Genomic DNA, 20,602 nt, shown 5'->3' on the forward strand with positions numbered 1-20,602 from the left:
CGAGCCAGAGGGTGAGTCCGGCGTCGAGCCCGACATGCTTGCCGTAGGCGAGAGCGAGATTGGCGAAGACCGTCGAGACCGCGGCGATGAACGCGCACAACACAACCCGTGTGACATCGCGCCAATGGTCACGCATCAGGGGCACCAAAGGCAGGCGTGCGATCTCGCCGGATTCGCGAGCCTCGGTGAATTGCGGGGTCTCGTGCAGTCGACGTCGGATGAAGAATGCGACGAGAACGACGACGGCCGACAGCCAGAACGGAATGCGCCAGCCCCACGAATACTTCGCGTCGTCGGGAAGTGCCATGAAGGGGATCAGGACGAGCGAGGCCAGGATGAGTCCGCCCTGGGTTCCCGTCAGCGTCCACGAGGTGAAGAACGCACGGCGGTGGTCGGGTGCGTGCTCGAGTGCGAGCGAACTGGCGCCTGCCTGTTCACCGGCGGCTGAGAATCCTTGGAGGAGACGGCAGATCACGAGCAGTACGGGAGCCAGCCAGCCGATCTGATCGAAGGTCGGCAGGCAACCGATGACGAACGTCGACAGCCCCATCAGCACGAGCGTGAACATCAGTACCCGCTGGCGACCGATGCGATCACCGAAGTGGCCGAGGATCAACGCTCCGATCGGGCGTGCGATGTAGGCGACACCGAACGTGGCAAATGACATCACCAGTGCCGCGTTGTCGTCGGATGGGAAGAAGACGTGCGGGAAGATCAGTGCTGCCGCGGAGCCGAACAGGAAGAAGTCGTAGTACTCGACGGCACTGCCCATGAACCCCGCGAGTGCGGCGTGTCGTGGTGTGCGTTTCCCGACGGCTCCGGTGCCGTCGGATTCGGTTGTGGTCATTGGGTGCTCCTCTGGTGCGATTGTGCCTGGTGGCAGGCGGTTCAGGACGCGTTTGCGACGAGTTGGCGGAAGTGGCGGGTCATCCGATCGGCATCCGGGTGCAGCCCGGTGATCAGCGCGAATGCGTCGACGGCCTGGTAGACGGCCATGTGGCCTCCGTCGAGGGTCGGTGCGCCCGCTGCGCGCGCGGCCTGCAGCAGCGCGGTGTCGAGGGGGCGATAGACGATGTCGGCCACCCAGAGGTCGGGCCGTAGCAGTGAGGCGTCGAACGCGATGCCGGGATGTTCGGCCATGCCGGTTGGTGTCGCGTGGACGACGCCGGAACTCTCCGGAAGCAGTGCGGGGAGTTTGTCGAACGCCGCGGCGTCGACACGCTGCAGTGGGTGGCGGGTGGCCAGGTCGTGCGCGAGGGCGCCGGCACGGTCGACGTCGAGGTCGACGACGGTGAGATGGGCGGCACCGAGTCGCAACAGCGCGTCCGCGACCGCCGTTCCCGCGCCGCCCGCGCCGACCAGCACGACGTCGGCGAGGTCGGCGTCGGGCAGCCCCTCGGTGAAGCCGTGTGCGAATCCCGTTGTGTCGGTGTTGTATCCGACGTCGCCGTCGTCGGTGAACAGAACCGTGTTCACCGCGCCGAGCGTGGCCGCGACGGGATCGACATGGTCGAGGTGCGCCATGACCAACTGCTTGCACGGGTGGGTGGCGTTGACGGCGTCGAATCCGAGCGCGCGCGCCCAGGACAGCACCTCGCCGATGCGGTCGGGGGAGATGCCCGCCGCGGTGAGGTCGATCGGGCGGTAGCTGTAGTCGAGGCCGAACGCGCGGCCCTCGGCCATGTGCATCGCCGGGGTCAACGACGGCCCGACGCCGGTGCCGATGAGTCCGACCAGATAGCTGGTCTCGGAAGTGTTCATGAGCTGTCTCCGTAATGTACGAACTAGTACGTTCGCAATCGAGTAGAGCACTGTGCTCCGCGTCTCGTCAACAGTTTCGTGTGATTGGAATCGCACAAGAAGACGCAGAGACTCCCGTTGGGGCCTCAGTCGCGGGGTGTGTTCAGGCGGTGGTGGTGAGCCACCCGACGACGACGTCGCCGATCATTCTGCGCAGGTGAGCGCGGTTCGACGTCTCGGTCAGATCGAGGTCGAAGAGGTAGCCGAAGGTGTAGCGATTGGCCACCTGGAACACGCAGTACGAGCTGATCACCAGGTGGACGTCGAGCGCGCTGACGTCGGTTCGGAACAAGCCGGCCGTCCGACCGTCGGCGAGGATGTCGTCGAGGAGCGACGTCGCGGGGGCGCTCAACTGGGGGAGGTCGGTGAGTCGTCGGATGAAGTCACCGCGATGGATGTTCTCGATCGAGACCAGACGGATGAAGTCGTCGTTGTCGATGTGGTGGTCGAAGGTGACCTCGGCGAGTCGTCGGATCGCCTCGATCGGATCGGCGTGGTCGACGCGCAGCTTCTGTTCCGCCCGACGGATTCCGCGGTACGCCCGGTCCAGAACTGCCAGGTAGAGGCCCTCTTTACCGCCGAAGTAGTAGTAGATCATGCGCTTGGTGGTGCGCGTGCGTTCGGCGATCTCGTCGACTCTGGCGCCCGAATATCCCGATTCGGCGAAGACCTCGGTGGCAACGTCGAGCAGTTCTGCACGCGTGCGCTCGGGATCGCGCTGGAGTTCGGATTTCGGCTTGGCGGCCACGATGGGAGCTTACTTGCGAGGCATCTGGCCACGGCGAACCATTGCCACCACTATGTACTAATTGGTACATTGATGTGATGAAGACCTCGATCGCTACCGTCTCGGTGTCTGGCTCACTCGTCGAGAAACTGCACGCGTGCGCCGCAGCGGGCTTCGCCGGTGTGGAGATCTTCGAGCCCGATCTCATCGCCGCCGATCAGTCCCCTGAGGAGATTCGAGCCCTCGCACAAAGGCTTGGTCTGGCGCTGTACCTGTATCAGCCGCTGCGCGACATCGAAGGTGTCAGCGAGGCGAGATTCGCCGACAACCTGCGACGCGCGGACGCGACATTCGCCACCGCTGCGCGACTGGGTATCGACACGGTCCTCGTCTGCAGCAATGTCGCCACCGCGACCATCGACGACGACGCGGTGTCCGCCGATCAGCTCCGACGCGTCGGTGACCTCGCCGCCGCACACGGCCTGCGCATCGCCTTCGAGGCCCTCGCCTGGGGACGGTTCGTCGACGACTACCGACGTTCGTGGCGGATCGTCGAACTCGCCGACCATCCGGCAGTGGGTCTGTGCCTCGACAGTTTTCACGTGCTTTCCCGTGGGCACGACCCGTCGGAGATCCGAGCGATCCCGGGGGAGAAGATCTTCTTTCTCCAGCTCGCCGACGCCCCGGCGCTCTCCATGGACGTCTTGTCGTGGAGCAGGCACCATCGCTTGTTCCCTGGCGAGGGCGCATTCGATCTGGAGGGCTTCGTCGGTCATGTTCTGGCTGCCGGCTACACCGGCCCGTTGTCGTTGGAGGTGTTCAACGACACATTCCGGCAGACCGACCCGGTGCCGACGGCGGTACACGCGCATCGGTCACTGCTGTGGTTGCAGGACCGGCTCGACCTGATCGACATCCCCGACCCCAAGTCCCCGACAGGATTCGACTTTGTCGAGATCAAGGCCGAGGACACCCGTGAGGTCGAGGCCATGCTGCACCAGTTGGGCTTCGTCGGGCGCGGCCGACATCGGAGCAAACCGGTCACGTTGTGGACAGCAGGTCAGCCGCGAGTGGTTCTCAACGAGCAACAGGCGCGTGACGAGTCGCCGCACATCGCGGCCATCGGACTCCAGGTATCCGACCCGGACGCGGTGAGCAGGCGCTCCGCGATCCTCGGTGCACCCGCCGTCAACCGCCGCACACACGCGTCGGAGCACGCGTTCGGCACGACAATCGTGCCCGGCGGCACCGAGGTCTTCTGGACGGGAGCCACGCCCGACCAACCCGCTTGGGTCGACGAGTTCGACGACGGGCTGCCGACGACGCCCACGGCGATTCGCGCGATCGACCACGTCAATCTCACCCAGCAGTGGGAGACCGCCGACGACGCACGGCTATTCCTGATGAGCGTGTTCGGTCTCGACGCCGACGACCCGGTCGAAGTGCCGGGGCCACGCGGGCTGATCCGCAGCGAGGTGCTGCGTTCTGTCGACGGTGGCGTGCGGATTCCACTCAACGTCGCCCCGCACGTCCTCGACTCCGAGGCCATCGCGCAGCACGTCGCATTCGCGTGCGACGACGTGCTCGGACTCGCGCGTCGCGCGCACGAGGCAGGCCTGCAGTTCCTGCGCGTCCCGGACAACTACTACGACTACGTTCGTGGACGCTTCGGCATCGACGAGGAACTGCTCGCGCAGCTGCGTGAGCTGGGCGTGCTCTACGACCGCAGCTCCGATCCGGCGGGCGGGTACCTGCTGCACTTCTACACCCGCACGGTCGGCCGGGTCTTCTTCGAGTTCGTCCAGCGGTTCGACGGCTACGACGGGTACGCCATCGACAACGCACCCGTGCGACTCGCCGCGCAGCAGTAGCTCAGCAGCCCTCCGAGTAGCGTGAGTGGCATGCTCACAGCTCCGTTTCCCGATGAATTCGCGCGTCGTCGCGAGCGGTTTCGTGCACTGATCTCGACCGGCCCGGCGCCCGTCGACGCCTTCGTGGTCTCCGACCTCACCAACATTCGTTACCTGAGCGGGTTCACGGGCTCGAACGCCGCGCTGTCGATCTCCGCCGCGGGAAGCGACGGCGACCGGATCTGCACGGACGGGCGCTACCTGACGCAGGTCGCCGAACAGTCGGGCGACCTCGTCGCTATCATCGCGCGCAATTGCACCGATGAGCTCATCGGCGCCGCGATCGCCGCGGGTGCCTCGCGGGTCGGCTTCGAGTCGGATGTACTCACGGTTGCCGCACATGCCAATCTGACGGGCGGTCTCGGGCAGGGGAGTGAACTCGTCGGACGGACCGGACTCGTTGCCGAGTTGCGTGAGGTCAAAGACGACGCAGAGGTCGAACTGCTGCGGCGTGCGTGTGCCATCGGCGACGTCGCACTCGCCGAGATCATCTCCGACGGTGTGATCCGTGCCGGGGCCACCGAACGCGAGGTGGCACGTGCGCTCGAGAACGCGATGTTCCGCCACGGTGCCGACGAGATCTCCTTCGAGACCATCGTCGCGGCGGGTGCCAACTCGGCGATCCCGCACCACCGCCCGACGTCGACGGTCCTCGCAGACGGTGACTTCGTGAAGATCGACTTCGGGGCCGTCGCGGGCGGCTATCACTCGGACATGACCCGCACCTATGTGCTCGCGCGCGCAGCGGACTGGCAGCGCGAGATCTACGACCTGGTGTTGACGGCACAGACTGCGGGCCGTGAGGCGCTGAAAGCGGGCGCCGACCTCAGGTCGATCGACGCCGCGGCGCGGTCGATCATCGCCGACGCCGGCTACGGGGACCAGTACGTGCACGGCCTCGGCCACGGCGTCGGACTCGAGATCCACGAAGCGCCGGGCATCGGAAAACTGGCGACGGGTACACTACCTTCCGGCGCAGCGGTGACTGTGGAGCCCGGTGTCTACCTCCCCGGAAGAGGTGGCGTCCGGATCGAGGACACGCTCATCGTGACAGATGGCGAGCCCGACCTGCTGACCACCACCGACAAGACCTTCACCGTCATCTGACGGCCCGCGCACGCCGATGCGCAGGAGATGCACACATACCGACGTAGAAGATTGAGGAACTGATTCATGGCGACCACCGCCGATTTCAAGAATGGTCTCGTACTCCGCATGGACGATCAGCTTTGGCAGATCCTGGAGTTCCAGCACGTCAAGCCCGGCAAGGGACCCGCGTTCGTGCGTACCAAGATCAAGAACGTGCTCAGCGGTAAGACGGTCGACAAGACCTTCAACGCAGGCGTGAAGGTCGAGACCGCGACCGTCGATCGTCGCGACATGCAGTTCCTGTACAACGACGGCACCGACTACGTCTTCATGGACGCACAGGACTACGAGCAGTACCCGATCGCGCCGGAGACCGTCGGCGACGGCGCACGCTTCCTGCTCGAGAACATGACCGTCCAGGTCTCCCTCAACGAGGGTCAGCCGCTGTTCGTCGAGCTCCCGGTCACGGTCGAGCTCGTCGTCACGCACACCGACCCGGGTCTGCAGGGTGATCGGTCGACCGGCGGCACCAAGCCCGCAACGGTCGAGACCGGCACCGAGATCCAGGTGCCGCTGTTCATCAACACCGGCGACAAGCTGAAGGTCGACTCGCGCGACGGCAGCTACCTCGGCCGCGTCAACAGCTGACCGCCCGGCTCCGTCAGCGAAGGTAGATCAGTGAAGCAACCCGGAACCCGGCACAAGGCCCGCCGCCGCGCGGTGGACCTGTTGTTCGAGGCTGAAGCCAAGCAGGTCAGCCCCGCGCAGCTCGTCGCGGAACGGCGCGAATTCGTGCGCGACGACGAGAGCGTCGGCGAGATCCACGACTACACCGCGACGGTCATCGAGGGGCTCGCCGACGACCAGGCACAGATCGATTCCGTCGTGGCGTCGCATCTGAAGGGCTGGACGCTCGAGCGGCTTCCCGCCGTCGACCGTGCGATTCTCCGTCTCGCGACGTGGGAGCTGTTCAACTCGACCGACGTCGATCCGATCGTGATCGTCGACGAGGCCGTCGAATTGGCCAAGGAACTGTCCACCGACGACTCACCCGCGTTCGTCAACGGTGTGTTGGCAAAGATCGCCGAGCTCGCCCCGCAGGTACGGGCGGCGCAGGCGGCCGGGTCCGACGGGCAGGGCTAGAACAGCCCTATGCCTACCGGCGTGTAAAGTATTCGGCGACAGACATCCTTTAACGATCCGTCCCGTGAGGCGGAGAAGGAGGTCCATACATGGGCGAACGTGTTCTGCTCGACGCCGCGGATGTGTCCCGCACCATCGCGCGCGTCGCGCACCAGGTCATCGAGAAGACGGCTCTGGGCTCACCCGATGCACCCCGCGTGGTAATCATCGGAATCCCGACGCGTGGAACAACTCTCGCCGATCGGCTGGCCGCGAGGATCAAAGAGTTCTCCGGCGTCGACGTTCCCGTCGGATACCTCGACATCACGCTCTATCGTGATGATCTCCGTGCCAAGCCGCACCGCCCCCTCGAACGCACGATGGTGCCCGCCGGTGGCGTCGACAACGCCGTCGTCGTCCTCGTCGACGACGTGCTCTACTCGGGCCGAACCGTCCGCGCGGCACTCGACGCGCTCCGCGACCTCGGCCGTCCGGCGGCAGTCCAGCTCGCTGTCCTCGTCGACCGTGGGCACCGCGAACTACCGCTACGCGCCGACTACGTCGGAAAGAACATCCCCACCTCGCGCGACGAGACCGTGTCGGTACACCTGACCGAGCACGACGGCGTCGACGAGGTCGTGCTCGGCTCGAAGGGGTCGAGCGACGAGCAGGCGGATCAGTGATGCGCCACCTACTCTCGACTGCCGACCTGACCCGCGACGACGCCACCGATCTTCTCGACGAGGCCGAGCGCTTTGAACAGGCGCTGACCGGCCGCGAGATCCGCAAACTCCCGACGCTGCGCGGACGCACCGTCATGACCGTGTTCTACGAGAACTCCACCCGCACAAGGGTTTCTTTCGAGGTCGCGGGCAAGTGGATGAGCGCCGACGTCATCAACGTGAGCGCGTCGAGCTCGTCGGTCAACAAGGGCGAATCGCTGCGCGACACCGCGAAGACGCTGCGGGCTGCGGGAGCCGATGCGCTCATCGTGCGGCATCCCGCGTCGGGCGCGGCACATCAGATCGCCGCCTGGACCTCCGGCGGATTCGGCCCGGACGGCCCGGATGCGGAGGGCACCGGACCCGCGGTGATCAACGCGGGTGACGGCACCCATGAGCATCCGACGCAGGCGCTGCTCGACGCCCTCACGCTTCGTCAGCGACTCGGCAGTATCGAGGGACGTCGGATTGCGATCGTCGGCGATGTGCTGCACTCGCGCGTCGCGCGGTCGAATGCGCATCTACTTTCCACCCTCGGCGCCGACGTCGTGTTGGTCGCGCCGCCGACGCTGCTTCCGGTGGGCGTCGACGAGTGGCCGGTCGAGACGTCGGGCAACCTCGACGCCGAACTACCGGGCGCCGACGCCGTGATGATGCTGCGGGTGCAGGCGGAGCGCATGAACGGTGGCTTCTTCCCGTCCGCACGCGAATACTCGGTGCGCTACGGGCTCAACGAGCGTCGGATGGGGTTGCTGTCCGACGACGCCGTCGTGCTGCATCCGGGTCCGATGCTGCGCGGCATGGAGATCGGCTACTCGGTGGCCGACTCGCCGCGCGCGACCATTCTCGAACAGGTGCGCAACGGCGTGCATGTCCGCATGGCGGTGCTCTTCCGGCTGCTCGCGGGCACAGAATCAGGAGGTGCGCTGTGACCGGCCCCAGCTCGGCAGCAGGATCGGTTGCCACGGGATCGGTGCTGATCCGCTCGGTCCGCCCGTACGGCGAGGGCGACCCGGTCGACGTACTGGTCACCGACGGCGAGATCGCGGAGATCGGAACGTCGATCGACGCCCCGGACGACATCGAGGTCGTCGACGGTGCCGGCGCGATCGTGCTTCCCGGCTTCGTCGACATGCACACGCATCTGCGCGAACCCGGCCGCGAAGACACCGAGACGATCCGAAGTGGTTCTGCCGCAGCGGCTCTCGGCGGATACACGGCCGTGTTCGCGATGGCCAACACCGCACCCGTCGCCGATAACTCGACGGTGACCGACAACGTCTGGCGTTCCGGACGCGAAGTCGGACTCGTCGACGTCTACCCGGTCGGGGCTGTCACCGTCGGACTCGAGGGCAAGCAACTCGCCGAGATGGGCATGATGGCGTCGGGGGCCGCGGGCGTCCGGATGTTCAGTGACGACGGAAAATGCGTCTCCGACCCGCTGCTCATGCGTAGGGCACTCGAATACGCCAAGGGGCTCGGCGTGCTCATCGCGCAGCACGCAGAAGAGCCGCGTCTGACGGTCGGGGCCGTCGCGCATGAGGGTCCTACAGCGGCACGGCTCGGACTCGCGGGCTGGCCCCGCGCGGCCGAGGAGTCGATCGTCGTCCGCGACGCACTGCTGGCTCGCGACGCCGGGGCGCGGGTGCATATCTGCCACGCGTCGACCGAGGGCACCGTCGCACTGCTGCGCTGGGCAAAGGAGCAGGGAATCGCCGTGACCGCAGAGGTCACCCCGCATCACCTGCTGCTCGACGACTCGCGGCTGCAGACCTACGACGCCATCAACAAGGTGAATCCGCCGCTGCGTGAGGAGCGCGACAAGGTGGCGCTGCGTCAGGCGCTGGCCGACGGGATCGTCGACTGCGTGGCGACCGATCACGCGCCGCACGCCGCGCAGGAGAAGTGCTGCGAGTTCGCGCAGGCCAAGCCCGGAATGCTCGGCTTACAGACCGCGCTCCCGATCATCGTCGAGACCATGGTCGCTCCGGGTCTGCTCGACTGGCGTGGCGTCGCCCGCGTCATGAGCGAACGCCCCGCGCAGATCGTCGGGCTCACCGATCAGGGCCGCCCGATCGCCGTCGGAGAACCCGCGAATCTGACGCTGGTCGATCCGGAGACGTCGTGGGTGGTGCACGGGCGCGAGCTCGCGAGCCTTTCCGACAACACCCCCTACGAGTCGATGTCGATGCCCGCGACCGTGGTGGCGACGCTGCTGCGCGGCGTGGTCACGGCACGCGACGGCGAGGTGACACGGTGAGTGCGTCGGAGATCATCATCGTGATCGTCGTCGTGCTGGTGTGGCTCGGACTCATCTCGCTGGTCCTGCGCGGATGGCGTAACCGGGGTCGTCGCCAGGCGGAGTTGATCGGCGAGATGCCCGTTGCCCCAACCGAACTCGGCGAGCCGCAGCTCGGCCCCGACTCCGGTGTGTACGTCGGCTCGACGCTCGCGCCGAGTTGGCAGAACCGAGTGGCAGTCGGCGACGTCGGCGATCGCGCCACCGCGACCATCTCGGCCTACCCCGACGGTGTGCTGCTCGAACGGCGTGGGGCCAGCGACATCTGGATTCCGCGCTCGTCGATCACCGCCGTCCGTACCGAGCGAGGGCTCGCGGGCAAGGTCATGACGGCCGACGGACTGCTGGTGATCCGCTGGGTGCTGCCCACCGGAACCGAGATCGATTCAGGAATGCGCGCGGACGACAAGACCGTCTACCCGGGATGGGTGGCCGCATTCGACACACAGCCCGATACAGAACAGAGGAAAGACCAATGACCGCAGCGGTTCTGGTGCTCGAAAACGGCCAGGTGTTCCGCGGCCGGGAATACGGCGCCGTCGGCGAGACGCTCGGCGAAGCGGTGTTCTGCACCGCGATGACCGGCTACCAGGAGACACTGACCGACCCCAGCTACCACCGACAGATCGTCGTCGCCACCGCTCCGCAGATCGGTAACACCGGTTGGAACAACGAGGACGGCGAATCGACCGGCAGTGCGGGCAGCGAGGGCGAGGTCGGCGACTCGGGCAAGATCTGGGTCGCCGGGTACGCGGTGCGCAATCCCACACGGCGCGTGTCGAATTGGCGCGCGACAACGTCCCTGGAGGACGAACTCGAGCGCCAGGGCATCGTCGGCATCTCGGGTATCGACACGCGGACCGTCGTGCGCGTGCTGCGCGACCACGGATCGATGCGAGCCGGGGTCTTCTCCGGTGGTGCGCTCGCCGACGACGACGAACTCATCGCCCGGGTGCGCAGCCAGCCGTCGATGAAGGGCGCGAACCTCGCGGGTGAGGTCAGCACCGACACCGGTTACCTCGTCGAACCGGCTTCCGACCCACGATTCACCGTCGCCGCAATCGATCTCGGCATCAAGACCAACACCCCGCGCATGTTCGCCGAGCGCGGCGTCGCCGTGCACGTGCTGCCCGCGGACGCCGGCTTCGACGCGATCGCCGAGTTGAAGCCCGACGGCGTGTTCCTGTCGAACGGTCCGGGCGACCCGGCGACCGCCGACGATGCCGTCGAGTTGACCCGGCGGGTCCTCGGCGCCGATCTGCCGCTGTTCGGCATCTGCTTCGGTAACCAGATCCTCGGCCGCGCGTTTGGCCGGAACACCTACAAGATGAAGTTCGGTCACCGCGGCATCAACATCCCGGTGATCGACGCGGCGACCGGCAAGGTGTCGATCACCGCACAGAATCACGGCTTCGCGCTCGAGGGCGAAGCGGGCGAAGAATTCGACACCGACTTCGGCCGTGCCCGCGTCAGCCACGTGTGCGCCAATGACGGAACCGTCGAGGGCGTCGAATTGCTCTCCGGCCGAGCGTTTTCGGTCCAATACCACCCAGAAGCGGCGGCCGGCCCACACGACGCCGCCTATCTGTTCGACAGATTCGTCTCCCTGCTGGAGGCAGATCGCGCACACGGAACGAGGTCCTAATGCCGCGCCGCGACGACATCAATCACGTCCTGGTGATCGGCTCCGGCCCGATCGTCATCGGACAGGCCTGCGAGTTCGACTACTCGGGCACCCAGGCATGCCGCGTGCTCAAGGCCGAGGGTCTGCGCGTGAGCCTGGTCAACTCGAACCCGGCGACGATCATGACCGATCCGGAGTTCGCCGACGCCACCTACATCGAGCCGATCACGGCCGAGTATGTCGAGAAGGTCATCGAGGCCGAGCGTGACTCCGGTCATCCGATTGACGCGGTGCTCGCCACCCTCGGCGGGCAGACCGCGCTGAACACCGCTGTGGCCCTGCATGATCGGGGGTCTCTCGAGAAATACGACATCGAACTCATCGGTGCCGACTTCGACGCCATCCAGCGTGGCGAGGACAGGCAGATGTTCAAGGACATCGTCGCCAAGGTCGGGGGCGAGAGCGCGCGGTCGCGCGTCTGCCACACCATGGAAGAAGTGCGCGAGACCGTCGCCGACCTCGGGTATCCCGTGGTCGTGCGCCCGTCGTTCACGATGGGTGGCCTCGGTTCGGGTATGGCCTACAACGAAGACGACCTCGACCGCATCGCAGGTGGAGGCCTCGCGGCGTCGCCGACCGCCAACGTGCTCATCGAGGAGTCGATCCTCGGGTGGAAGGAATACGAGCTCGAGCTGATGCGCGACAACCGCGACAACGTGGTCGTCGTGTGTTCGATCGAGAACGTCGACCCGGTCGGAGTGCACACCGGCGATTCGATCACCGTCGCACCGGCGATGACCCTGACCGACCGTGAATACCAGAAGATGCGCGATCTCTCGATCGACATTCTGCGTGAGGTCGGCGTCGACACCGGCGGCTGCAACATCCAGTTCGCGCAGGACCCGCGCGACGGACGGCTCATCGTCATCGAGATGAATCCTCGGGTGTCCCGCTCGTCGGCATTGGCTTCCAAGGCAACGGGTTTCCCGATCGCGAAGATCGCCGCGAAGCTCGCCATCGGCTACAGCCTCGACGAGATCACCAACGACATCACGAAAGAGACCCCGGCCTGCTTCGAGCCGACGCTCGACTACGTCGTGGTCAAGGCGCCGCGCTTCGCGTTCGAGAAGTTCCCCGGCGCCGACGACACGCTGACCACCACGATGAAGTCGGTGGGCGAGGCGATGAGCCTCGGCCGCAGCTTCGCCGAGGCATTCGGCAAGGTGATGCGTTCGCTCGAGACCAAGGCGGCCGGATTCTGGACCGAGCCGAACCGGCCCGATCCGGCGACCGTCGACCTCGACGCCCTGCTGGAGGAGATCGCGACCCCCAAGGACGGTCGCATCTACAAGGTGATGCTCGCGTTCGACGCCGGAGCCACGATCGAGCAGGTCTACGACGCCACTGCCATCGACCCGTGGTTCCTCGCCGAGATCGCGGGGATCGGAGCGCTCGGCGCGCAGATCCGCGACGCCGACGAGCTCACCGAGGATCTGCTCCGCGATGCGAAGTCGAATGGCTTCTCCGATCGTCAGATCGCCGCTCTGCGTGACGATGTCGCCGACGAGAATGCCGTTCGCGCCCGTCGCCACGAGCTCGGCGTCCGGCCCGTCTACAAGACCGTCGACACCTGTGCCGCCGAGTTCGAGGCGAAGACGCCCTACCACTACTCGACCTACGAGCTCGATCCCGCGGCGACCAGCGAGATCGCTCCGCAGACCGAGCGGCCCAAGGTGCTGATCCTCGGTTCGGGCCCCAACCGCATCGGCCAGGGCATCGAGTTCGACTACTCGTGTGTGCACGCGGCGCTGACCCTGTCGGAGGCCGGCTACGAGACGGTCATGGTCAACTGCAATCCGGAGACGGTCTCGACCGACTACGACACCGCCGACCGCCTCTACTTCGAGCCGCTGACCTTCGAGGATGTGCTCGAGGTGTACCACGCGGAGTCGCAGTCGGGCACCGTCGCGGGAGTGATCGTCCAGCTCGGTGGGCAGACACCGCTCGGACTCGCCGACCGTCTCGAGGCGGCCGGGGTACCGATCGTCGGAACCAGCCCTGCGGCAATCGATCTCGCGGAGGATCGCGGTGAGTTCGGCAAGGTGCTCACCGCAGCCGGACTGCCCGCGCCAGCGTTCGGCACGGCCACCTCGTTCGAGGAGGCACGCGATACCGCCGCCCGGATCGGCTATCCGGTGCTGGTGCGCCCGTCCTACGTGCTCGGCGGTCGCGGCATGGAGATCGTGTACGACGAGGCATCGCTCGCCGACTACATCTCGCGCGCAACAGAATTGACGCCCGACCATCCGGTGCTCGTCGACCGCTTCCTCGAAGACGCGGTCGAGATCGACGTCGACGCCCTGTGCGACGGCACCGAGGTGTACATCGGTGGCGTCATGGAGCACATCGAAGAGGCCGGCATCCACTCCGGCGATTCGGCGTGCGCACTGCCGCCGATCACGCTCGGCCGATCGGATCTCGAGATGGTCCGACGCTCCACCGAGGCATTGGCCAAGGGCATCGGCGTGCGTGGACTCATGAACGTGCAGTACGCGCTCAAGGACGACATCCTGTATGTCCTGGAAGCGAATCCGCGTGCAAGCCGCACCGTGCCGTTCGTGTCGAAGGCGACGTCCGTCCCGCTCGCAAAGGCGTGCGCGCGCGTCATGCTCGGCGAAACCATCGCCGAACTGCGTGAGCAGGAACTGCTGCCCGCCACGGGAGACGGCGGCACCGCGCCGATCGACGCTCCCATCGCGGTCAAGGAAGCAGTGTTGCCGTTCAACCGCTTCCGCCGCTTCGACGGCACGGGAGTCGACGCGCTGCTGAGCCCGGAGATGAAGTCGACGGGCGAGGTCATGGGAATCGACGCCGATTTCGGGCGGGCCTTTGCCAAGTCGCAGACCGCGGCATACGGCTCACTGCCCACGCAGGGCGCCGTCTTCGTGTCGGTGGCCAACAAGGACAAGCGCGCGCTGCTGTTCCCGGTCAAACACCTCGCCGACCTCGGGTTCACCATCCTGGCCACCGAGGGCACCGCAGAGGTTTTGCGACGCAACGGAATCGTCGCGACGACGGTGCCCAAGCACTTCGAGGCCAAGCCGGGGGAGCGCACGATCGTCGACGCGATTCTCGCCGGTGAGGTCGCGATGGTGATCAACACGCCCTACGGCCAGTCGGGGCCGCGCGTCGACGGCTACGAGATCCGCAGTGCCGCCGTCACCGCCGGAATCCCGTGCATCACCACCGTGCAGGGAGCCAGCGCCGCGGTGCAGGGCATCGAGGCCGCGATGCGAAAAGAGATAGGCGTCGAATCGCTGCAGCGTCGGCACGCGACGCTGGTCAACGAGGGGTGATGAGTGTGACACGTTCGGACACAACAGGTTTCGCGGTTCACTACCGATCTGCTGTTGCCGAACGTGGCAGGCTGTGCGCCGGGATCGATCCCCACGTCGAGTTACTCGAGCAGTGGGGGTTGCCCGTCGACACCACTGGGCTGCGGCAGTTCGCCGACGTCTGCGTCGACGCGCTCGGCCCGGTCGCAGCCGTGATCAAACCGCAGGTGGCGTTCTTCGAGGCGTTCGGCGCAGCGGGATTCGCGGTGTTGGAGTCTGTCATCGCGGGGTGCCGCGCGGCGGGTGCCGTCGTACTCGCCGATGCCAAACGCGGCGACATCGGCTCGACGATGCAGGCGTACGCCCACGCGTGGCTCGACGAACGGTCACCACTGTGCGCCGACGCCGTCACCGTCTCGCCGTATCTGGGATTCGGCTCACTGTCGCCTGCGATCGACGCCGCGCGGCACGGGGGGCGCGGAGTCTTCGTGCTCGCACGCACATCCAACCCCGAGGGGGCAGGAGTGCAACTCGCCACGACGGGCGACCGGGCAGTCGGACAGACGATCGTCGACGACGCCGCTGAACAGAACGCTGACGGATCGGCGACGGTCGGGCTTGTCGTCGGAGCGACCCGTGCGCACGGGCTCGATCTGAGCGCACTGAACGGCCCCATCCTGGCTCCCGGTCTCGGGGCGCAGGGTGCGACGGCCGCCGACCTCCCCGAGGTCTTCTCCGGCGCCGACCCGGCCTGGGTGCTGCCCGCGAGTTCCCGCGGAGTGCTGCGCGTCGGTCCCGATGTCGCTGCGCTGCGGACGGCGTTCGCGCTTGCTCGCGACGAGGTAGAGGCCGCTCTGCGCTGATCGTCGGACGTTCCGAGGACTCCGACGACGAAACGCCCGCCCGACACTGTCTGTGCCGGACGGGCGCCTGCTTGTTCCTATCACCACAGGTCGTAGACGGCGTTCGCGTTGGGGAATCCGCTCGCGACCGAGGCATTGACGAAGTAGTGACCACCGGTGGTGCCGGTCATGTTGGTGTTCACAGCGCCGCGGACGTTCTCCAGCTCGTAGATCGCACGCGGGCCGAAGGCACCGACCTGGTAGTTGACGAACACCGTCTCCGACGGTGCGTTCGGTGCGCTCGCGGTGACGACCTCGCTGGCCCCCGGGGCCAGGGCGAACTGAGGTGCGTTGATCCACTGACCGGAGCCAGGCGTACCGCCCGCGTAGAACTCGGTGTGATTGGTGTGGTTGGTGATGGTCATGGCGACGGTCGGCTCTCCCGGGTGGTTCACCGGCAAGGTGCCCGCGTGTGCAGCGCCGACTCCGGCGGCAGCCAGCGTGCCGGCGATGCCGAGTCCTGCGACAACCGCCGCGGTGCGGATCGCGAAGGTCTTCCGGTGACGCGGCTTGGTCTGCTCGGTGCTTGCGGTGTTGGCGGTCTCGGTGCTTGCGGCGGCGGTGTTGGTCTCGGGGGTGGTGGTGTTGGCGTTCATGGTGTTTCTCCTTGCGACGGGGCCGCGTCCTTGGGGGGCGTGGTCGCTGTTTCTGACACCAATGACTTTGCCGCTCAGAAGCCCTTCGCAACCTCCGCCGACGGGCTGATCAGCAGGATGATCAGCGCATCCCCCGATCGGTGGATGTGGGCGTCAGCACAGGGGAGCGTCGAGGACGCGGCCGCGCGACACGCTCAAGCTGTGCATCAATTCGCGGAGTTTGTCGGTCGCAACTGCTGTCACAGCAGTACCAGGCGAGATTCGATGAGCATCGACGACGTCGAGGCGTCCGAGACACACGTGTCGCGGAGTCGACTCTGTGACCTGCGGTTTTGTGTGGATTCGTGGTCTGTCACAGCGAACGCGTAGGCTCTGCCGAGTCGTCGGTGAGCAGGGAGTTTCCCAACCCTCTACATCACCGAGGCCGACCGAAAACGCGGGGGTGCCTCTCGCAAATGCCTGTTCAGATGGGTACGGTCGCTTTCGCTGCAGTCATTCGACGTGATGGCGCCCCTGATCGGGCGAGTACACGTCGAGACACGCGGCCACACGCCACCGGAGCCTGCCCCGGGCGCCGGTGTAGTCAGTTCTAGAACGAAAGACGGAGGAACCCGTGGCGCTTCCCCAGTTGACAGACGAGCAGCGCGCCGCTGCGTTGGAGAAGGCAGCTGCCGCTCGCCGAGTACGCGCCGAGCTCAAGGAGCGTCTCAAGCGCGGCGGCACCGATCTCACGCAGGTGCTCAAGGATGCCGAGACCGATGAGATCCTCGGCAAGATGAAGGTCTCGGCTCTGCTCGAGGCGTTGCCGAAGGTTGGCAAGGTCAAGGCGCAGGAAATCATGACCGAACTCGAGATCGCCCCGACGCGCCGCCTGCGCGGCCTCGGCGATCGTCAGCGCGCGGCGCTGCTCGAGAAGTTCCCGTCCTGAGCGGGCAGAACACACACACGAGGGGCCGACTGGTTATTCTGGTCGGCCCCTCGGCCGTGGGTAAGTCGACCGTCGTGAGGCGAGTCCGCGAGCTCGTGCCCAACCTGTTCTTCAGCGTCTCCGCCACGACCCGCGCGCCGCGCCCGGGCGAGGTCGACGGGCGTGACTACTACTTCGTGTCCGACGCCGAGTTCGATCGCATGATCGCCGACGACGAATTCCTCGAGTGGGCAGAGATCCACGGCGGACTCCAGCGATCGGGCACGCCGGCGAAGCCTGTCGAAAACGCCCTCGCGACCGGTCAGCCGGTACTGTTGGAGATCGACCTGGCCGGTGCACGCAACGCGGTACGCCGACTTCCCGAGGCCATCACCGTCTTCCTCGCGCCGCCGAGTTGGGACGATCTCGTCGAACGACTCGCAGGTCGCGGCACCGAAACACCCGAGGCGGCGCAGCGTCGTCTCGAAACCGCCAGAACCGAAATGGACGCGCAGGGCGAGTTCGACCACGTGGTGGTCAACAACGAAGTCGACTCAGCCGCCCGCCAGTTGGTATCCTTGCTGGTTGGATCCGACAATACAAAGCAGGAGTTCGCGTGAGCACGCAGACCAATTTCGACACCCCCGAGATCGTCGACGCACCGTCGTACGACACCCCGCTCGGTATCACCAACCCTCCGATCGACGATCTCCTCGAGCGCGCGTCGTCGAAGTACGCCCTGGTGATCTACGCAGCCAAGCGCGCACGTCAGATCAACGACTACTACAACCAGCTCGGCGACGGCATCCTCGAGTACGTCGGCCCGCTGGTCGAGCCGGGTATGCAGGAGAAGCCGCTGTCGATCGCCATGCGCGAGATCCACTCGGATCTGCTTCAGCACACCGAGGGCGAGTAGCACTCACAGGAGATGTCCACTCCGGACGCCAAGCGGCGCATTCTGGTCGGTGTCGGCGGCGGCATCGCCGCATACAAGGTGTGCTCGGTCATCCGACACTTCACCGAGGCCGGACACGAGGTGCGGGTCATCCCGACCCGTGCAGCTCTCGAGTTCGTCGGCAAGGCAACCCTGGAAGCACTGTCGGGTCATCCCGTCTCGACCGAGGTCTTCGACCACGTCGACGAGGTGCCGCACGTGCGATTGGGCCAGGCTGCCGACCTGGTGATCGTCGCACCGGCCACAGCAGACCTGATGGCCCGTGCCGCGACGGGACGGGCCGACGACCTCCTCACCGCGTCGCTGCTGACGGTCACCTGTCCGGTGATGTTCGTGCCCGCCATGCACACGGAGATGTGGGAGCACCCCGCAACGCAGGCCAACGTCGCCACATTGCGTGAGCGCGGCGCCACTGTCGTGACACCGGCGTCCGGTCGGCTGACCGGTCGCGATACCGGCGCCGGGCGCCTACCCGAGCCGCAGGAGATCGCGCTGCTCGGCGAGTTGCTGCTCGACCGCTCCGACGCGCTGCCCTACGACCTCGCGGGTGCGCGCATCGTGATCAGCGCGGGAGGCACCCGTGAGCCGCTCGACCCCGTGCGCTACTTGGGCAACCGCAGTTCCGGGAAACAGGGCTTCGCACTTGCACGCGCCGCGGCACAGCGTGGCGCTCACGTCACCGTCGTCGCGGGTTCGACCAATGAGGCAGGCGAGCCTGCAGGCGTCGAGGTCATCCATATCGAGGACGCGCGCCAACTCGCCGACGAGATGACCAAGCGTGCCGCAGACGCCGACGCGGTGATCATGGCCGCTGCCGTCGCCGACTTCCGCCCGGTCACCGTCAACGACACCAAGATCAAGAAAAACGACGACGGCCCCGCACCCATCGAGCTGACGACCAATCCGGACATCCTGCGTGGACTCGTGCAGTCCAGGGAGTCCGGTGCCATCCCGTCCGAGGTGGTGATCGTCGGCTTCGCCGCGGAGACGGGCGACGACCAGGGTGGTGTGCTCGACCACGGCCGCGCGAAGCTGCGCCGGAAGGGATGCGACCTGCTCGTCGTGAACGCGGTCGGCGACGGCAAGGCGTTCGGCACCGAGGACAATACGGGCTGGTTGCTCGCGGCGAACGGCAACGAGACGTCGCTTCCGTACGGTTCGAAAACACTCATGGCGAGCCGAATACTTGACGAAGTTCGCGCTTTGCTGCCTGATTAGGTTCGCCCTCCACCTCGTCAATCGAATGTCCGGACGAGTGTGTAGTTTGTAATCCACGAGACCACCAACGGCGACCATTCGAGTTTGCCGTGTGCTCCCACTGGGGGGACACGAGTTTGAGAGGATCAGATGACCAGCTCTGCGTCACGCCTGTTCACCAGTGAGTCGGTCACGGAGGGCCATCCGGACAAGATCTGCGACGCGATCAGCGATTCGGTCCTCGACGCCATCCTCACCGACGATCCGAAGGCCCGCGTTGCCGTGGAGACCCTCGTCACCACAGGGCAGGTTCATGTGGCGGGAGAAGTCACGACCACCGCCTACGTCGACATCCCCGGCATCGTCCGCAGCACGATTCTCGAGATCGGCTACGACTCGTCGACCAAGGGCTTCGACGGCGCGTCATGCGGTGTGAACGTAGCGATCGGTGCGCAGTCGCCCGATATCGCGGGTGGTGTCTTCAATTCGCACGAGAGCCGCAGCGGCATTTCCGAGGACGAGATCGACGCGCAGGGCGCGGGCGACCAGGGACTCATGTTCGGGTACGCCACCGACGAGACCCCCGAGCTGATGCCGGTTCCGATCGCGCTCGCTCATCGGTTGTCACGTCGGCTGACCGAGGTTCGTAAGAACGGCACGCTGCCGTACCTGCGACCCGACGGCAAGACCCAGGTCACCATCGAATACGACGGCGACAAGCCGGTCCGACTCGACACGGTCGTCGTCTCGACCCAGCACGCAGCCGACATCGACCTCGAGAAGATGCTCACCCCTGACATCAAGTCGCAGGTGATCGATCCGGTCCTCGCCGAGCTGGATCTGCCCGGCTTCACCACCGAGGGCTACCGACTGCTGGTCAACCCCACGGGCAAGTTCGTGCTCGGCGGTCCGATGGGCGACGCAGGCCTGACCGGACGCAAGATCATCGTCGACACCTACGGCGGCATGGCTCGCCACGGCGGCGGTGCGTTCTCGGGTAAGGATCCGTCGAAGGTCGACCGCAGCGCGGCGTACGCGATGCGGTGGGTCGCCAAGAACGCTGTCGCTGCCGGTCTTGCCAGCCGCATCGAGGTGCAGGTCGCCTACGCCATCGGCAAGGCAGCTCCCGTCGGACTCTTCGTCGAGACCTTCGGCACCGAGAAAACCGATCCCGAGGTAATCCGCAAGGCGATCTCCGAGACGTTCGATCTGCGTCCGCTCGCGATCATCCGCGACCTCGACCTGTTGCGCCCCATCTACGGCCCGACCGCGGCCTACGGCCACTTCGGACGCACCGATCTGGACCTGCCCTGGGAGAACACCGACCGGGCCGACAAGCTGCGCTCGGCAGCGGGTCTCTAAGACATAAGCCGAAGTTCTGCAGAAAGAACGTGCAGCGTCGAAGCCGGTCGCGAAG

20 protein-coding genes are annotated in these 20,602 nt (G+C 66.3%); 16 read left to right on the plus strand and 4 right to left on the minus strand.

Going from position 1 to position 20,602, the window contains the following annotated elements; all coding sequences use genetic code 11:
* The 3 genes from A5766_RS07845 to A5766_RS07855 form a co-directional block, all read right to left on the minus strand.
* Window positions 1–847: MFS transporter (locus A5766_RS07845; RefSeq protein WP_156527409.1), on the minus strand; the 847-nt coding region annotated here is incomplete at its 3' end.
* Between the two features lie 41 nt (window positions 848–888).
* Window positions 889–1,761, minus strand: coding sequence for a shikimate dehydrogenase (locus A5766_RS07850; RefSeq protein WP_064904193.1), 873 nt, complete (start codon window positions 1,759–1,761; stop codon window positions 889–891).
* Window positions 1,762–1,903: 142 nt separating this feature from the next.
* Window positions 1,904–2,548, minus strand: coding sequence for a TetR/AcrR family transcriptional regulator (locus A5766_RS07855; protein ID WP_064904195.1), 645 nt, complete (start codon window positions 2,546–2,548; stop codon window positions 1,904–1,906).
* Between the two features lie 77 nt (window positions 2,549–2,625).
* Here A5766_RS07855 and A5766_RS07860 point away from each other — a divergent pair, with 77 nt between their 5' ends.
* The 11 genes from A5766_RS07860 to pyrF all read left to right on the plus strand — a co-directional run bounded on the left by A5766_RS07860 (window position 2,626) and on the right by pyrF (window position 15,491).
* Window positions 2,626–4,398 (plus strand): bifunctional sugar phosphate isomerase/epimerase/4-hydroxyphenylpyruvate dioxygenase family protein, encoded by a 1,773-nt coding sequence (locus tag A5766_RS07860; RefSeq protein ID WP_064904198.1) that lies wholly within the window; start codon window positions 2,626–2,628, stop codon window positions 4,396–4,398.
* A gap of 30 nt (window positions 4,399–4,428) precedes the next feature.
* Window positions 4,429–5,544 (plus strand): M24 family metallopeptidase, encoded by a 1,116-nt coding sequence (locus A5766_RS07865; protein WP_039854482.1) that lies wholly within the window; start codon window positions 4,429–4,431, stop codon window positions 5,542–5,544.
* A gap of 66 nt (window positions 5,545–5,610) precedes the next feature.
* Window positions 5,611–6,174, plus strand: a complete 564-nt coding sequence (efp, locus tag A5766_RS07870) for an elongation factor P (protein WP_005173212.1) — start codon at window positions 5,611–5,613, stop codon at window positions 6,172–6,174.
* Between the two features lie 30 nt (window positions 6,175–6,204).
* Entirely contained in the window at window positions 6,205–6,669 is a 465-nt protein-coding gene (gene nusB / locus A5766_RS07875; protein ID WP_005202675.1) for a transcription antitermination factor NusB, read from the plus strand.
* Between the two features lie 89 nt (window positions 6,670–6,758).
* Window positions 6,759–7,331, plus strand: a complete 573-nt coding sequence (pyrR, locus tag A5766_RS07880) for a bifunctional pyr operon transcriptional regulator/uracil phosphoribosyltransferase PyrR (protein WP_005202678.1) — start codon at window positions 6,759–6,761, stop codon at window positions 7,329–7,331.
* The gene (locus A5766_RS07885; RefSeq protein WP_005202679.1) at window positions 7,331–8,302 is read left to right on the plus strand and encodes an aspartate carbamoyltransferase catalytic subunit; all 972 of its coding nucleotides are present in this window, start codon (window positions 7,331–7,333) and stop codon (window positions 8,300–8,302) included. The genes pyrR and A5766_RS07885 overlap by 1 nt, the downstream gene beginning before the upstream one ends.
* Window positions 8,299–9,630 (plus strand): dihydroorotase, encoded by a 1,332-nt coding sequence (locus A5766_RS07890; protein ID WP_064870785.1) that lies wholly within the window; start codon window positions 8,299–8,301, stop codon window positions 9,628–9,630. Before A5766_RS07885 ends, A5766_RS07890 begins: the two co-directional genes overlap by 4 nt.
* Window positions 9,627–10,148: a PH-like domain-containing protein gene (locus A5766_RS07895; protein ID WP_039854484.1), complete on the plus strand. Its 522-nt coding sequence runs from the start codon at window positions 9,627–9,629 to the stop codon at window positions 10,146–10,148. Before A5766_RS07890 ends, A5766_RS07895 begins: the two co-directional genes overlap by 4 nt.
* On the plus strand, window positions 10,145–11,314 hold the full coding sequence (carA, locus tag A5766_RS07900) for a glutamine-hydrolyzing carbamoyl-phosphate synthase small subunit (RefSeq protein WP_005202688.1): 1,170 nt from the start codon (window positions 10,145–10,147) through the stop codon (window positions 11,312–11,314). The genes A5766_RS07895 and carA overlap by 4 nt, the downstream gene beginning before the upstream one ends.
* On the plus strand, window positions 11,314–14,649 hold the full coding sequence (gene carB / locus A5766_RS07905; protein ID WP_005202689.1) for a carbamoyl-phosphate synthase large subunit: 3,336 nt from the start codon (window positions 11,314–11,316) through the stop codon (window positions 14,647–14,649). Before carA ends, carB begins: the two co-directional genes overlap by 1 nt.
* Window positions 14,649–15,491, plus strand: coding sequence for an orotidine-5'-phosphate decarboxylase (gene pyrF, locus A5766_RS07910; protein WP_005202690.1), 843 nt, complete (start codon window positions 14,649–14,651; stop codon window positions 15,489–15,491). Before carB ends, pyrF begins: the two co-directional genes overlap by 1 nt.
* An 80-nt stretch (window positions 15,492–15,571) precedes the next feature.
* Here the strand turns inward: pyrF and A5766_RS07915 are convergent, their stop codons facing one another.
* On the minus strand, window positions 15,572–16,126 hold the full coding sequence (locus A5766_RS07915; protein WP_005202691.1) for a hypothetical protein: 555 nt from the start codon (window positions 16,124–16,126) through the stop codon (window positions 15,572–15,574).
* A gap of 613 nt (window positions 16,127–16,739) precedes the next feature.
* Here A5766_RS07915 and mihF point away from each other — a divergent pair.
* The 5 genes from mihF to metK all read left to right on the plus strand — a co-directional run bounded on the left by mihF (window position 16,740) and on the right by metK (window position 20,547).
* A complete protein-coding gene (gene mihF, locus A5766_RS07925) occupies window positions 16,740–17,054 on the plus strand; it encodes an integration host factor, actinobacterial type (protein WP_064870783.1) in 315 nt (104 codons plus the stop codon).
* Window positions 17,051–17,653, plus strand: coding sequence for a guanylate kinase (gmk, locus tag A5766_RS07930; protein WP_197494644.1), 603 nt, complete (start codon window positions 17,051–17,053; stop codon window positions 17,651–17,653). The genes mihF and gmk overlap by 4 nt, the downstream gene beginning before the upstream one ends.
* A complete protein-coding gene (gene rpoZ / locus A5766_RS07935) occupies window positions 17,650–17,949 on the plus strand; it encodes a DNA-directed RNA polymerase subunit omega (protein ID WP_005202695.1) in 300 nt (99 codons plus the stop codon). Before gmk ends, rpoZ begins: the two co-directional genes overlap by 4 nt.
* Window positions 17,950–17,961: 12 nt before the next feature.
* Entirely contained in the window at window positions 17,962–19,206 is a 1,245-nt protein-coding gene (gene coaBC / locus A5766_RS07940) for a bifunctional phosphopantothenoylcysteine decarboxylase/phosphopantothenate--cysteine ligase CoaBC (RefSeq protein ID WP_064870781.1), read from the plus strand.
* Between the two features lie 129 nt (window positions 19,207–19,335).
* Window positions 19,336–20,547 (plus strand): methionine adenosyltransferase, encoded by a 1,212-nt coding sequence (gene metK, locus A5766_RS07945; protein WP_064904200.1) that lies wholly within the window; start codon window positions 19,336–19,338, stop codon window positions 20,545–20,547.
* Window positions 20,548–20,602: the final 55 nt, after the last annotated feature.

The organism is Gordonia sp. 852002-51296_SCH5728562-b, assembly GCF_001665475.1.
Taxonomy (GTDB): domain Bacteria; phylum Actinomycetota; class Actinomycetes; order Mycobacteriales; family Mycobacteriaceae; genus Gordonia; species Gordonia sputi.

Excerpts from the sequence above, each read along its gene's own strand:
- A5766_RS07850 (WP_064904193.1), bottom strand. The coding sequence starts at position 1,761 with ATGAACACTTCCGAGACCAGCTATCTGGTCGGACTCATCGGCACCGGC.
- A5766_RS07860 (WP_064904198.1), top strand. The coding sequence starts at position 2,626 with ATGAAGACCTCGATCGCTACCGTCTCGGTGTCTGGCTCACTCGTCGAG.
- A5766_RS07865 (WP_039854482.1), top strand. The coding sequence starts at position 4,429 with ATGCTCACAGCTCCGTTTCCCGATGAATTCGCGCGTCGTCGCGAGCGG.
- efp (WP_005173212.1), top strand. The coding sequence starts at position 5,611 with ATGGCGACCACCGCCGATTTCAAGAATGGTCTCGTACTCCGCATGGAC.
- pyrR (WP_005202678.1), top strand. The coding sequence starts at position 6,759 with ATGGGCGAACGTGTTCTGCTCGACGCCGCGGATGTGTCCCGCACCATC.
- A5766_RS07885 (WP_005202679.1), top strand. The coding sequence starts at position 7,331 with ATGCGCCACCTACTCTCGACTGCCGACCTGACCCGCGACGACGCCACC.
- carA (WP_005202688.1), top strand. The coding sequence starts at position 10,145 with ATGACCGCAGCGGTTCTGGTGCTCGAAAACGGCCAGGTGTTCCGCGGC.
- carB (WP_005202689.1), top strand. The coding sequence starts at position 11,314 with ATGCCGCGCCGCGACGACATCAATCACGTCCTGGTGATCGGCTCCGGC.
- pyrF (WP_005202690.1), top strand. The coding sequence starts at position 14,649 with ATGAGTGTGACACGTTCGGACACAACAGGTTTCGCGGTTCACTACCGA.
- A5766_RS07915 (WP_005202691.1), bottom strand. The coding sequence starts at position 16,126 with ATGAACGCCAACACCACCACCCCCGAGACCAACACCGCCGCCGCAAGC.
- coaBC (WP_064870781.1), top strand. The coding sequence starts at position 17,962 with ATGTCCACTCCGGACGCCAAGCGGCGCATTCTGGTCGGTGTCGGCGGC.
- metK (WP_064904200.1), top strand. The coding sequence starts at position 19,336 with ATGACCAGCTCTGCGTCACGCCTGTTCACCAGTGAGTCGGTCACGGAG.